A 13,409-nucleotide genomic window follows, 5' to 3' on the forward strand; every position below is an offset into this window, starting at 1 on the left:
ATGATTATTTTAGCAAGAAATCTGATTACCGGCGATGGTGTGACCTTACTGAAGGAGGGTGCAGTCGTTGTGGACAAGGGCAAAATCCAGGATGTGGGGCTGGCTCGTGAGATAGTCGACCGTTATCCTGGTGAAAGTGTAGTGGATTATGGAGATGCCACTATTCTTCCAGGGCTGTTTGATATGCATGTGCATTTGGGCTACTATTACAGCCAGCCTGATCTTGATAACTATGATGATTTTCTTATTGCTTATTACGCGGCTAAGCAGGCCGAAATTGCTCTGACCCTGGGGATAACCACCGTCCGGGATCTTAGCTCGCCCCATAACCTGTGCAAACAGTTGCGGCTGGCAGGAGAAAAAGGTTATGTACCTGTGCCTCGGATTATTCATACCGATGCCGGTATTTGCATGAGCGGCGGCCATGGACACACTGATGGGATTGAACAGGTGGATGGAGCTGAAAATATCCGTTCTGCCATCCGACGTCAACGCCGAGATGGAGCCGACTGGATTAAGCTATTAACCAGCCACCGTTCCGACATCCCGGAATTTACGCAGGAAGAACTGGATGCAGCGGTGAATGAATGCCACCGCCGGAACATCAAAACCGCTGTTCACGCCGGAACGCAGCCGTCTGTTGAGATGTGTATCAACGCCGGTTTCGACACAATTGAGCATGGCACGTTTATGACGGTGAAACAGGCCGAGAAAATGGCTAAAAATGGACAGGCCTGGACACCGACTATTACCGCCTACACGTATCTGTACGAGTATTGTCTGAAGATTAAAGAAGAAGGCGGAGATTTATCTAACCCGGTTGCCGCTGCCGCCGCCCGCGATTGTGATTATTTTGGCCCCGCCGCATTCGCCTACCGGGATAATTTTAAAAAGCTTTATGACACCGGTGTTACCGTGATGGCCGGGAGCGATATGGTTCTTTATGGGGCGCCGCCGCTACCGATTAACCGGGAATTAGGTTATATGGTAGAGTACGGTATTACACCGTTGGAGGCCATCCGTACGGCAACCGTTAATCCTGCCAGAGTGCTCGGGTTGGAGGATGTCACCGGTCAATTGGCTAAAGGTCTGGAAGCCGACATTCTGGTTGTTGGGGGCGAGGCTGCCAAAGATATCACTGCACTAAATCATGTAAAATGCGTTTATCTTGGCGGTAAAATGGTTTATCAGAGCAGGAACTAATAGAAAAATGGAGATGTTAGTATGGAAAAGGAATTGCTTGCCTATATGGAAAAGGCAGGACTGGACGGATTTTTCATTGCAGCGAGAGAGAATGTGCGCTATATCAGCGGCTTTACGGGTGCCGATTCGTATCTTCTGATTACTAAGGAAAAATGCTATTTTATTACTGACCCTCGCTATACTGAACAGGCTGGAATTGAGTGTCCGTCTTATGAACAATATGTTTGGCGGACACCGGGCAAGACCTTGGGCGATGCTGTCGGCTGTCTGGCGGAAAGACATAATCTTAAGCATATCGGGTTTGAAGGCGGTGCAATGAGTTATAACCAGTATAATGGTTTCAGTAAGGCTATTCGGGCTGAACTTGTTCTGACCACCGACGTTATTGAAAAGATGCGTTCAATTAAAACCCCCCGGGAAATTGAATATCTCCGGGCAGCCTGTGAAATTGCTTGCCGGGCCTTCTCAAGAATTGTAAAGGATATCAAGGTGGGAGTTACTGAAAAAGATCTTGCTGCTAAGCTGTCTATGTACATGGTTCTGGAAGGGGCGGACACTCAGCCTTATGGCAATATCCTGATTTCAGGGGCCAGAACGTCCTTGCTGCACGGTATTCCATCAAACAAAGCGGTCGAGTATGGCGATTTGGTACTCATGGATTTTGGCTGTCAGTTTAATGGTTATATGTCTGATATGAGCAGAACAGTGGTTGTTGGCAAGGCCAGTGCCAAGCAGCGGGAAGTATATGATTTGGAAAAACGAATGCTCGAAGATTCGCTGGGTGCAATGAAAGCCGGTGTACCGCTTCAGGATGTGTATAAAGAATCTATCAGAGCCATTGAGGGCACCGAATATTACGGTTATCATTACACCGGAATTGGGCATGGGATTGGTCTCTTTGTTCACGAAATCCCATTTATGAGTCCGAACAGTGATGAAGTTTTGGAAGTAGGTAATGTTCGCACCATTGAGCCAGGTATTTATATTCCCAACTGGGGCGGCATTCGGATAGAAGATCAGATTCTCATTACAGCTGAGGGCTATGAAAATATGATCAGTACCACACATGACCTGATTGAACTGTAGCTTGATTATGCCTGACCAACTGTGGTTGGCCAGGCATAACAGGCTGGAAATTTATGCTAGGGCGAACGCTAATTGGATCTAGGAGATGGCTAAGAAGTGTTCGAGGTCGGCCGCTAAGGAATTATAATTATAGTAATATATAGAAGAGGATTAAGTGAACAAATGAAAAAAAAGTTAATTCCACTTATCATTTTCGTATTTATTTTGAGTATAGCTGGTACTGCGTTCGCCGCTAGTCCTTTTGCCAAGGTTCCAGCTGGGCATTGGGCCTACGATTCCGTCGCAAAATTGGCTCAGGCCGGTATTGTGGACAGCTATGATGATAGCGCATCCCATGGCAAGAAAATGCTGACTCGTTATGCAATAGCTATGATCGTAGCAGAAGCGATGGCTAATGCTGACAACGCCAGTACAGAACAAAAAACGGAAATTGAAAAATTAGCAACAGAGTTCAAAAGTGAATTAGATCATCTTGGTATTAGTTCTTCACCGGCGGAAACTAAACCAGAAACTAAACCAGAAAACAAAAATGATATGACGAAATTTTCGGGGTACTACTATCTCCGCTATGAAAATGGAAAAAATGATGGGAACTCCGCCGCTAGTTACCATGCCTTAAAAAACTCACTAAGAATAAATGCTACTACCAAAATCAACGAGGATTGGACTGTCGGTGTAAGTTGGGAAAGTTTCAAGAGCTTGTACAAGGATAAAGGTGCTGGTGGCACTAACAATAGTAGCTGGGGATCAGCGGGATATCAAGGTGCTTTTGATGTGACTCGTGCCTATGTTACCGGGCCTGTTGCTGGCACAATCATGACTGCCGGTAAATTTGATCATGTCTTTGGCTCGGGCATACTTTTTGATGATGTTGTAAGTGGTGTTAGATTTGAATTTGGCAAAGAATTAAAGACTAGAGTGATTTATGCGGAAGCCGATGCCAATGTCCTTGGTTGTACTACTTCCGGTAGTTATCTTTCGCAGTTTTCTAAAATTGCTGCTGTTGACTTTAACTATGGTCTGAGTAAAACTACCAACGTGGAAGCTTCCTACCAAAAATGGTATTCCAAGAGTGATGGGGTTGACCCCATGAAAGTTTATGACGTAAATATAACTACGGCATTAAACAAAGATGTTACTTTGTTTGGCACTTATGGGAAAACCAGCGCTGATTCAGCCGGCAAGGCATATGTTCTCGGCGTAGCTTATAAAAAATATGACAAAAAGGTACCAGGATCATATAACTTTACTATTGACTATGAGGCTTTTCAGAAAAATTCTGTTATTTATACTACTTACTGGGTTAACCCGGGTACTAAGGGTATGGTTTACCGCTTCACCTATGTTCCCGCAAAAAACATGCTATGGTCCTTGCGTTATTATGATACCAAATATTTTGCAGATAATGATGCAATAGATTATAAGACTGCTGTCCCCGAAGGTAGCCGTTCACAGTGGTTCCGTAGTGAACTGTCTTATTATTTCTAATAAAAATTCAACACTCACGTTGATTGATTTGTAGACAAAAGGAGACGCTCTCTGAAACATGGTATAAAAGCCATGAGTATGGGAGTGTCTTCATAATATGCGGAAAAAATGCTTAGTTATGATGCTGCTGCGATATTACGAAGTTTAAGAATAGTCATATGGATTTGAGGTGGAGGAATTGTTTATGGATCATGTGATAGGATTTATTGGCGCAGGAAATATAGGTCAAGCCATGGTAGGGGGAATTTTAAAGGCCAAAATATTAGGCAGTCATCAAATTATTGCATCAGATGTCAACCGTCAAAAATTAGACTCTCTACACAAGGCTTATGGAATCAAGATTACAGATGACTCAAAAGTATTAGCGGCAGAGGCGGATATTATTATTCTCGCAGTCAAGCCTGATATATGTGATGCCGTAGTAAATTCGATTAAGGATATTGTTAATGAACAACAAATTATTGTGACCATTGCTGCTGGTAAAAGTTTGTCTGATGTAGAATCAATTGTCGGGGAAAATATCAAAGTTATAAGGGCAATGCCAAATACTCCAGTTTTGGTTAATGAAGGAATGACAGGATTATGCTGTAATAAAAACGTTTCTAACGATGAATTACAGGAAATAAATAAACTATTTGAGAGTTTTGGTAAGACAGAAATCATTTCTGAAAAATTAATTGATACTGTTGTTGGCATTGGGAGTTCTTCTCCTGCTTATGTTTTTATGTTTATCGAAGCGTTGGCTGACGGCGGAGTTAGAGAGGGAATGCCAAGGGCCATTGCCTATAAATTTGCAGCCCAAGCGGTTTTGGGGTCTGCTAAAATGGTGCTTGAAACAGGTATTCATCCTGGAGCACTAAAGGATATGGTTTGTTCACCGGGAGGTACGACCATTGAATCAGTAGCGTCACTTGAGAATGATGGCTTTAGGTCTGCTGTGATTAAAGCAGTTAAAGTTTGTACAGATAAATCAAGGTTGCTTAGCAGAACATAGTGAGTCTATAGTTATTGTGTCGTAAAACATTTCATTGCTAGCGTTGAGTTCGGAAAAGAAAGTTAAATTATTGAGGAGGCAGAAAGAATGGAACAATTTAAAAATGTAACTGTTGTTAAGGCGGCAAATGTGTATTTTGACGGGAAGGTTACTAGCCGTACGGTACTATTTGCTGATGGCAGTAAGAAGACGCTGGGAATCATGCTGCCAGGTGATTATGAATTTGGTACTGAGGCAGCCGAAGTAATGGAAATTTTGGCAGGCGAGCTCCAGGTATTGTTGCCAAACCAAAAGAAATGGAGTACTTACAATGTTGGAACCACTTTCCATGTTTCGGCTAATTCACGGTTTAAGGTAAAGGTACAAACCGTAGCTGATTATTGCTGTTCGTATGGGGAAAGATAGATTAAAATACAATAAATCATGAATCATAAGTTATACAAAACGTCCCTAAAACGAGACAATGTCAATTTAATGATGGTCTCACTTTTGGGACGTTTTGTAATTTCGAAAATAAAATATTTTTTAAAAATAATATATAACCGGACAAAAGTACGGCACAGCTGGACTCGTCAATAATTTTACGATAAATATCAATATTTGGCACGGTTATTGCTCTATAGTGTTACAAAATCATTATGCATAAAGAACGGAAAAGATTATTGTAAAAAACGAAGTTGATGGGCGGTGATTTTTTGATTACAGGAACGGTATTTAATGTTCAGAAATACTCAATCCACGATGGTCCGGGAATACGAACTACTATTTTTCTGAAGGGATGTCCATTAGCCTGCTGGTGGTGTCATAATCCCGAAAGTTTGGCAGTAAAAACGGAAATAATTTTCCTGGAAAATAAATGTATCGGCTGCCAAGATTGTATGAAAAGCTGTCCCAATGGAGCAATAACATTTTCTGACCAAGGTTTTACAAGAGATAGAGCAAAATGTAGTTTATGCCTAGCGTGTGTGGAGGCCTGTCCTACTGGCGCTATGGATATGGTCGGAAAGACGATGACTGTAGCGGATGTCATGAAAGAAATAGAAAAAGATAGGGTCTTCTATGAAGAATCCGGTGGTGGAGTTACATTTTCGGGTGGCGAATCTTTAATGCAGATAGAATTTCTTGAGGGTATTCTTACTGCTTGTAAATCAAAGGGTATTCATACGGCTTTGGATACTTCCGGCTATGCATCTGAGGAAGCAATTGCCAGGATAGCAGACAAGGTAGACTTGTTTCTATATGATATTAAGCTTATGGATGAGGAAAAACACAAAAAATGTACGGGTGTATCCAATAAACCTATATTAGAGAATCTAAAAAAGCTTGCCGCTAGTAACAGTAACATCTGGATTCGAATACCTGTTATACCGGGAGTTAATGATGATGACGAGAATATTGAAAAAACGGGCGCGTTTATATCGTCATTGAATCTGAGAGATGTGTTTCTATTACCGTATCACAATATTGCTATTGATAAATACACTAGGCTGGGAAAAACATATCAACTATCTGCTCTTCAGCCTCGCTCAGATAAACAAATGGATGAAGTTTCTCAAAAATTAAAAGTCTTTGGCTTAAATGTTAAAGTTGGAGGATGATTAGAAATGGCAAAAAAAATGAACGTCAATGCCAGAGTTGCAAAATTAAGAGCGCAGAGTGTTAATGCAGTTCCACGAATTTCTATCGAAAGGGCTGTGTTGGTAACCGAAGCTTATAAAAAACACGCAGGCAAGGTTTCTATCCCAGTATTGCGGGCATTAACATTAAAATATCTAATGGAAAATAAGACTATTTGCATCAATGAGGGTGAGCTGATTGTCGGAGAACGGGGAACAGGTCCGCAGGAGGCACCAACTTATCCAGAACTATGCTGCCATACGATAGAAGATTTTGATGTTATGGATAAACGGGATAAGATATTTTTTCGCGTAGACGAAAAAACAAAGCACATTCACGAAGAACAGATTATTCCTTTCTGGAAAGATAAAGCCATTCGTGACCTGATGTTTGACCAAATGACACCAGAGTGGAAAGATTGCTATGAAGCGGGAATTTTTACTGAATTCATGGAGCAAAGAGCACCAGGCCACACGGTTGCAGGCGGAAAAATATATCAGCAAGGCTTCCTGGAATTCAAAAAAACTATTGAAAAGAATCTTCAAGCATTGGATTATCAACAGGACGTGCAAGCTTATGAAAAGCAAGAAGAATTAAAAGCAATGGCAATTTGCTGTGATGCGCTTATCATTTTTGCTCAAAGGCATGCTGACAAGGCCAGAGAGTTGGCTGGCAAAGAACAAGATCCTGCAAGAAAAAAAGAACTAGAAGAAATTGCTGAGATTTGCAGCCATGTACCAGCATATGCGCCCAGAACCTTTAGAGAAGCGTTGCAGACATATTGGTTTGTCCACATGGGTGTAGTCACAGAATTAAATACGTGGGATTCCTTCTGCCCAGGCAAACTTGACATTCATCTTTATCCTTTCTATGAAAGAGATATTCAGGCAGGAAGATTGACGCGTGAAGCTGCGAAAGAATTACTTGGATGTTTTTGGGTGAAATTTAACAACCAGCCAGCGCCGCCTAAGGTAGGTATCACTCTGCAGGAAAGTGCTACGTATACAGATTTTTGCAATATTAATATTGGCGGAATCAACCCTGATGGCAGTAACGGAGTTAATGAATTATCCTATTTACTCTTAGATACTGTTGAGGAAATGGAACTGCTGCAACCTAGTACAAATGTACAAATTAGTAGAAAGAATCCAGATCAATTTGTTATTAGAGCTGCTGAAGTAATTCGGGCAGGTATGGGTTTTCCTTCTGTGTTCAATACTGACGCAGTAAAGGAAGAACTTCTTCGCCAGGGAAAAAGCCTTGAGGATGCGCGCTGCGGCGGCACCAGCGGTTGTGTAGAGGTAGGCTGCTTTGGTAAAGAAGCCTATATCTTAACAGGATATTTTAATCTTGTAAAAATACTGGAAATTACACTTAACAATGGCATTGATCCGCGGACTGGCAAAAAGTTGGGTATTGAAACAGGAGATCCAACACAATTTGGTTCATTAGATGAGCTGTTGGCAGCATTTAAGAAACAAGTCAAGTATTTTGCTGATATCAAGATTAGAGGCAATAACATTATTGAAATGCTGTATGCAAAATATATGCCGGCTCCATTTATGTCGCTCGTTATTGATGATTGTATTGAAAAGGGTAAGGATTATAATGCCGGTGGTGCCAGATATAACTCTAGATATATCCAAGGTGTTGGTATCGGCAGTATTACAGATTGTTTAGCAGCCATTGAATATCATGTGTTCGATAATAAGAAATTTTCAATGGGTGAGTTATTAAATATAGTAAAAGCTGATTTTGAAGGTCATGAAAAAGTACGTCAGTTATTTTTAAACAAAACACCAAAATACGGCAATGACGATGATTATGCCGATACTATTATGCTCAAGGTATTCGAAATCTTCCATGAAGTTGTAAACGGAAGAAAAACCCCAACTGGCGGGACCTATCGGATTGAAATGCTGCCAACTACCTGCCATGTATATTTTGGTTCAGTTATTGGTGCCACCCCAGATGGCAGAAAAGCCGAGCGACCTCTTTCAGAAGGTATTTCTCCTGTACAGGGAGCTGATAGAAATGGCCCGACTGCAGTAATTAAATCGGCAGCAAAAATGGATCAGCTCAGAACCGGTGGAGCATTACTTAACCAAAAATTTACACCACAAGTAGTGGCAGGCGAAGAAGGTCTCAAAAAACTAAAAGACTTAATTCGGGCCTACTTTAAACTGGATGGACACCATATTCAATTTAATATAGTTGATGCCCGGACATTAAAGGATGCCCAAAAAAATCCGGAAAAATATAATAATCTTATTGTACGGGTTGCCGGTTACAGCGATTACTTCAATAATCTTACAAAAGCCTTACAGGATGAAATTATCGAAAGAACAGAGCATAGCAGTTTCTAAGGCAACTCCTGGGTTCTATCCGGAAATTTTCCGGTTTGTGCCATTTAGTCTTCAGGCGCCATGCAGTCAGCGCGAGTGCGTTGACTGCATGGCGTCAGGAGATTAATTTGTGCCTGAGAGGTAGAAGGTAAGGGGGGATGGAGTTCTATTAAGCGAAGCATCAAAATGCGCACAACTTCAAAAGGAATCATTATACCATTAATCGTCCTATGCAATGATAAGGGGGAATTTTTAGTATGGAATATCTTGGAAGTATACTTAATCTCTTAAATGACTATGTTTGGTCATCGGCTATGTTAGTATTTGTTGTTGTATCAGGTGTATATTTTTCCATCAGACTCCGCTTTACCCAAGTCCGTAATTTAAAGGATATGGTGAGAAATCTGGTAAGTAACCAAAGCTCGGAAAGCGGCATCTCCACCTTCAATTCATTTTGGACTACCATGGCTGCCCGTGTTGGTGTAGGTAATATCGCCGGTGTGGCAGTGGCTGTTTATCTGGGAGGTCCGGGTACAATCTTCTGGATGTGGGTTACATCTATTTTGCTTGCCGCTATATCATTTGCAGAATGCTCACTGGGACAGTTATATAAAATTCGGGTTGACGGTGAGTACCGCGGCGGTGCATACTATTGTGCAGAAATCGGTTTGGGCTGGAAATGGTTTGCTAAACTGTTTGCTATAGTCACTGTTGTGGGAATGTTGTTCGGTATGCCTGGCATTCAGGCCAATATGATCGGCGAAGGCTTAAATCACAGCTTGGGGATTTCCCCGTTGATGACCGGCGTAGTTGGTGCAATATTTCTGGGCATCATCATCCTCGGTGGTATCAAACGTATCAGCAACTTTGCTGGGATTCTTGTTCCCATCAAGGTAGGTCTTTTTTTGCTGTTGACGGCAATTGTACTAATTGCTAATTATGATAGAATCCCGACCATGTTTAGTTGGATTTTTGCATCTGCATTTAATCAAGGCTCGGTATTCGGCGGTATGATGGGCAGTGCGATTGCTATGGGTATTAGACGCTCCACCTTCGCATCCGGTGCCGGTATGGGTGAAGAAACTCCGGCTGCGGCTGCGGCTGAGGCGGCACATCCTGCCGGTCAGGGTTTGGCTAATTCCTTCGGTATTTATATGGACATCATAATATGTACCTGTTCAGGACTCATGATTCTGGTTACTGACTGCTTCAATACGGCTTCCGGTTATATCGGTTCCGGTTCTGCCAAAATGGCGGAATTAGCTGCTGCCGGTAAGAACGGTATTGTATTTCCCCAGGAGGCTGTTGGTACACTTATGCCTGGTCTGGGCGAATTCGTTATGGGTGTGGTAGTAGTATTGTTCGCTTTTACGACAATTCTCAGCTATTATTATCAAGCTGAAACCGGTATGGCTTATATCTTAGGCAATGCCAGCGAGAGTACACGTAAAAATGTTTATTTGGTTATGAAAGTTATAGTACTAATGGTGTATATTTATTTTTCCACCACCACTTCGTCTGTTGCCTGGGCGGCAGCTGATCTGGCATGCGGTATGATGGTATGGCTGAATGTGTTAATGCTGTGGTTTTTGTTCCCGAAGGTCGTTGCTATACTGAATGACTATGAGGAACAACGTAAGGCAGATCAGGTACCTTTCTTTGATCCTGACAAAGTCGGTATTGCGAATGTAGATCTCTGGAAAGAGATTAACAAGGATAAAATCACTGCTGTAAGAGAGAGCGGCAAAGGAAAAATCACTGTTGAAAAATCGGGGAACTTTCAGCTAAATAGCTGATTTTGCTGATTAGCATATGGGTGACCGCTATTGAGGAGGCCAAAGAATGGAACAATTTAAAAATGTAACTGTTGTTAAGGCGGCAAATGTGTATTTTGACGGGAAAGTTACTAGCCGTACGGTAATCTTTGCTGATGGCAGTAAGAAGACGCTGGGGATCATGCTGCCAGGTGATTACGAATTTGGCACTGATGCGGCCGAAGTAATGCAAATTTTGGCAGGTGAACTCCAGGTATTGTTGCCAAACCAAAAGGAATGGAGTACTTACAAAGCTGACACTACTTTCCATGTTCCGGCTAATTCACGGTTTAAGGTAGAGGTAGTAACAGTAGTTGATTATTGCTGTTCGTATGGGGAAAGATAGATTAAAATACAATCAGATGTAAAATTTTTCAAGGCAAAATAAATGGCCTGAACTCCGCAGTACATAGGAGTTCAGGCCATTTATACGTTAAGACATATACTGATAGAGATATCATTCAAAGTCAAGGAGTTTATTTTCTCGCAACCAGGAACGGATACAATTAAGGAACTTTTTTGCAGCCGGAGAAATATTTTTTAAGGAGAGTGCCGCTAGTCCCAGGACACGGTAGTCATTTTCTGCTAAATCTATGATGTGAAGGTTATCAGGTACATTGATTAAAATTAGTTCAGGAAGAACGCTGATTCCTAGGCCCCGCTGGACCATGGCTAAAATAGTTCGCTCTTCCATCAACTCATATTTGACTTGCAGGTTCAATTTATTTTCATTTAAGCGGCGTTTAATAGTATCATCGCTGCCCCATTGCGGCATAATGAAAGATTCATCTTTCATTTGTGCATAAGAGATAGTTTTTTCATGTTGCAGTCGGTGGTTAGGTGGCAAGATAACAAATAGTTTATCTTTTTTTAAAGGAATGGTTTCAAATGGTTTAGAGCTAGGTAAAGATACAAAACCAAAGTCAACAGTACCATCAGATATCCAGTCGTTCATTTCATCATAGCAGCCTAGATAGGTTTTTACTTCAATGTGAGGATACATCTCATTAAATTGTGCTAATATTTCAGGCAGCCATTGCATGGAAACACTGGATAATGTGCCTAGACGCACAGTGCCAGTATCGAATCCCTTAATGGCAGCTATTTCTTGGCGTAAAAGATATTCTTCATGTAAAATTCTTTTTATATGGCGAAGGATGCGTTCTCCATTACTTGTTAAGCTGATACCAGACCGATCTCGCTTAAGTAAAGAAAATCCTAAATCGGCTTCAAGGGTAGAAACTGCATAACTGACGCCTGATTGGGTCAAATTGAGCTTTTCAGCGGCTTTGGTTAGACTGCCAACTTCACTAATGGTATTAAATATTTCATATTTTGAAAGCGACAAACAACCAACTCCTTACACAAGAAGATAAATGCTATTTACACTATACTATAGATGAGGCGGACGTGTCACTGTATTTTCATTTAGAAGCATAAACAGGAAACTGCCACCTTGCGATGGCAGTTTCTCTATTAAACTTGCTGGGTCTCTTTTGGGCAATTGTAACCGTGTTCATCATACGGCTTTAAAGCAGTAAGCCATTTTTCTTCCAGCGCTAACAAGGTTTCGGCTACTTTCTCTGAGGGTACTGCTTCTGGCTTTAGAGTTTCAAGAACATCGAAAGAATAGGCTTCTGGGCCATATTGATTCCATTCTTTCTGTAATGTTGCATTTTTATGGGATTTCATTTTAAGTTGGAAGCGGTGGCGGTTAAAGATAGCGTTTAGGTTTGTGCTGCTGCCAATAAAAACCTTACCATTAATTTGATTTTTTATCTGAAATATTCCGGTCGGCAAAGCCGTCTGTTTATATAATGCTTTTAATTCTTTACGTCTATCCAACATTTTCAACTCCATTCTTGATTTAAATGATTCAAGCTAATTTCGAACCCAGTAAGAGCTGCCATCTTGGGTACGATCCATAAAACCATACTCAATGAGATAACGGCGCAGTAGTACATAATCATAATAAAATGGCTGCAAAATTCCGTTTACTTCTTTTTCGGTATAGGTTTTGTCACTCTCAAAATTCTTTAAGAGATGCCTTACGATAGCTACGCGTTTCTTTTCTTTAAGCGGAAATACTGCAAGCGGTCCATCTAAGCCTTGCTTAAAACAGGCAGATAATATTTTTTTGTTTTCCTCTTCAGTGATGGCAAAGCGTTCATCAATCATTTGCGTACTGCGAGGTATGTCAATAAAGGTTTGTTTCTTGGGGGTCTGTTCTCCTAGCAGTTCCATAATGGCGAGGAAAATTTTAGACTGCTTTTGTTTTTCCCGGAGAGAAAAACGATGGTTGCGGATGGTTGAGGTACTGCCTGTATTAAGGGTTTTAGCAATCTCGGTATCGGTGTGTCCTTCATAGAAAAGTTCGAGAATCGTTTTTTGGTGATCGGTTAGTCCTGTTAACTTTTTATCTAGGTTAATCAGCACCTCAAAGGGGGAGCGGTGCTGGGCAGCAATGTGAATCGCAACATACTTGCGGGCCTCGTATAATTGCTCTTGATAGGGGTAAATTACTCCATTGGCAAAGCTTTTTCCACAAATCAGGCAAACAAACTCATCGGTTTGTTTGCAATAGAGATAACCTTGCTTTATTTCATCAAGCGATGCCTGCCAAAATAGTTCTGTTAAGTCATTCATCTAAACACCTCATTATAGTATCTATCACTGGTACAGATGTTATTATAATTTGTTTATCTTTATTAGTCAAGATACAATCACCTTTTGGTTGATCATATTATAGATAATTTTTGTTTTATCTATAACAACCTGTAATTGTTTGCAGCGATTGGTATGGTAGGAAAATATAAGGGAAAATTGGTTTGTTAGGCTATCGTGATTTGCACCATCGTCTGC

The 13,409-nt window shown here is 41.2% G+C and carries 12 protein-coding genes; 9 read left to right on the forward strand and 3 right to left on the reverse strand.

Annotated features, from left to right (window positions below; genetic code table 11):
* The 9 genes from ACZ449_RS26155 to ppnP (ACZ449_RS26195) all read left to right on the forward strand — a co-directional run bounded on the left by ACZ449_RS26155 (position 1) and on the right by ppnP (ACZ449_RS26195) (position 10,893).
* Complete coding sequence (locus ACZ449_RS26155; RefSeq protein WP_464258937.1) at positions 1 to 1,203, forward strand: amidohydrolase family protein; 1,203 nt, start codon at positions 1 to 3, stop codon at positions 1,201 to 1,203.
* Positions 1,204 to 1,224: 21 nt separating this feature from the next.
* Positions 1,225 to 2,289: a M24 family metallopeptidase gene (locus ACZ449_RS26160; RefSeq protein WP_464258938.1), complete on the forward strand. Its 1,065-nt coding sequence runs from the start codon at positions 1,225 to 1,227 to the stop codon at positions 2,287 to 2,289.
* Between the two features lie 162 nt (positions 2,290 to 2,451).
* Complete coding sequence (locus tag ACZ449_RS26165) at positions 2,452 to 3,777, forward strand: porin family protein (protein ID WP_464258939.1); 1,326 nt, start codon at positions 2,452 to 2,454, stop codon at positions 3,775 to 3,777.
* Between the two features lie 184 nt (positions 3,778 to 3,961).
* Complete coding sequence (gene proC / locus ACZ449_RS26170) at positions 3,962 to 4,771, forward strand: pyrroline-5-carboxylate reductase (protein ID WP_464258940.1); 810 nt, start codon at positions 3,962 to 3,964, stop codon at positions 4,769 to 4,771.
* Positions 4,772 to 4,858: 87 nt separating this feature from the next.
* On the forward strand, positions 4,859 to 5,176 hold the full coding sequence (ppnP, locus tag ACZ449_RS26175) for a pyrimidine/purine nucleoside phosphorylase (RefSeq protein ID WP_464258941.1): 318 nt from the start codon (positions 4,859 to 4,861) through the stop codon (positions 5,174 to 5,176).
* A 290-nt stretch (positions 5,177 to 5,466) separates the two neighbouring features.
* The gene (locus ACZ449_RS26180) at positions 5,467 to 6,369 is read left to right on the forward strand and encodes a trans-4-hydroxy-L-proline dehydratase activase (protein ID WP_464258942.1); all 903 of its coding nucleotides are present in this window, start codon (positions 5,467 to 5,469) and stop codon (positions 6,367 to 6,369) included.
* Positions 6,370 to 6,375: 6 nt separating this feature from the next.
* On the forward strand, positions 6,376 to 8,754 hold the full coding sequence (hypD, locus tag ACZ449_RS26185) for a trans-4-hydroxy-L-proline dehydratase (protein WP_464258943.1): 2,379 nt from the start codon (positions 6,376 to 6,378) through the stop codon (positions 8,752 to 8,754).
* 236 nt (positions 8,755 to 8,990) lie between these two features.
* Positions 8,991 to 10,529, forward strand: coding sequence for an alanine/glycine:cation symporter family protein (locus tag ACZ449_RS26190; protein ID WP_464258944.1), 1,539 nt, complete (start codon positions 8,991 to 8,993; stop codon positions 10,527 to 10,529).
* A gap of 46 nt (positions 10,530 to 10,575) precedes the next feature.
* Entirely contained in the window at positions 10,576 to 10,893 is a 318-nt protein-coding gene (ppnP, locus tag ACZ449_RS26195) for a pyrimidine/purine nucleoside phosphorylase (RefSeq protein ID WP_464258945.1), read from the forward strand.
* Between the two features lie 111 nt (positions 10,894 to 11,004).
* On the opposite strand, the gene ACZ449_RS26200 is transcribed toward ppnP (ACZ449_RS26195), so the two are convergent.
* The 3 genes from ACZ449_RS26200 to ACZ449_RS26210 all read right to left on the reverse strand — a co-directional run bounded on the left by ACZ449_RS26200 (position 11,005) and on the right by ACZ449_RS26210 (position 13,193).
* Positions 11,005 to 11,895, reverse strand: coding sequence for a LysR family transcriptional regulator (locus tag ACZ449_RS26200; RefSeq protein WP_464258946.1), 891 nt, complete (start codon positions 11,893 to 11,895; stop codon positions 11,005 to 11,007).
* Positions 11,896 to 12,023: 128 nt separating this feature from the next.
* A complete protein-coding gene (locus ACZ449_RS26205; RefSeq protein WP_464258947.1) occupies positions 12,024 to 12,395 on the reverse strand; it encodes a GIY-YIG nuclease family protein in 372 nt (123 codons plus the stop codon).
* Positions 12,396 to 12,428: 33 nt separating this feature from the next.
* Positions 12,429 to 13,193, reverse strand: coding sequence for a DUF2087 domain-containing protein (locus ACZ449_RS26210; protein WP_464258948.1), 765 nt, complete (start codon positions 13,191 to 13,193; stop codon positions 12,429 to 12,431).
* Positions 13,194 to 13,409: the final 216 nt, after the last annotated feature.

It is taken from the genome of Desulfosporomusa polytropa, assembly GCF_055380075.1.

Bases quoted from the DNA above. Each gene is read 5' to 3' on its own strand.
- ACZ449_RS26210 (WP_464258948.1), bottom strand. From the start codon at position 13,193: ATGAATGACTTAACAGAACTATTTTGGCAGGCATCGCTTGATGAAATA.
- hypD (WP_464258943.1), top strand. From the start codon at position 6,376: ATGGCAAAAAAAATGAACGTCAATGCCAGAGTTGCAAAATTAAGAGCG.
- ACZ449_RS26205 (WP_464258947.1), bottom strand. From the start codon at position 12,395: ATGTTGGATAGACGTAAAGAATTAAAAGCATTATATAAACAGACGGCT.
- ppnP (WP_464258941.1), top strand. From the start codon at position 4,859: ATGGAACAATTTAAAAATGTAACTGTTGTTAAGGCGGCAAATGTGTAT.
- ACZ449_RS26165 (WP_464258939.1), top strand. From the start codon at position 2,452: ATGAAAAAAAAGTTAATTCCACTTATCATTTTCGTATTTATTTTGAGT.
- proC (WP_464258940.1), top strand. From the start codon at position 3,962: ATGGATCATGTGATAGGATTTATTGGCGCAGGAAATATAGGTCAAGCC.
- ACZ449_RS26160 (WP_464258938.1), top strand. From the start codon at position 1,225: ATGGAAAAGGAATTGCTTGCCTATATGGAAAAGGCAGGACTGGACGGA.
- ACZ449_RS26155 (WP_464258937.1), top strand. From the start codon at position 1: ATGATTATTTTAGCAAGAAATCTGATTACCGGCGATGGTGTGACCTTA.
- ACZ449_RS26190 (WP_464258944.1), top strand. From the start codon at position 8,991: ATGGAATATCTTGGAAGTATACTTAATCTCTTAAATGACTATGTTTGG.
- ppnP (WP_464258945.1), top strand. From the start codon at position 10,576: ATGGAACAATTTAAAAATGTAACTGTTGTTAAGGCGGCAAATGTGTAT.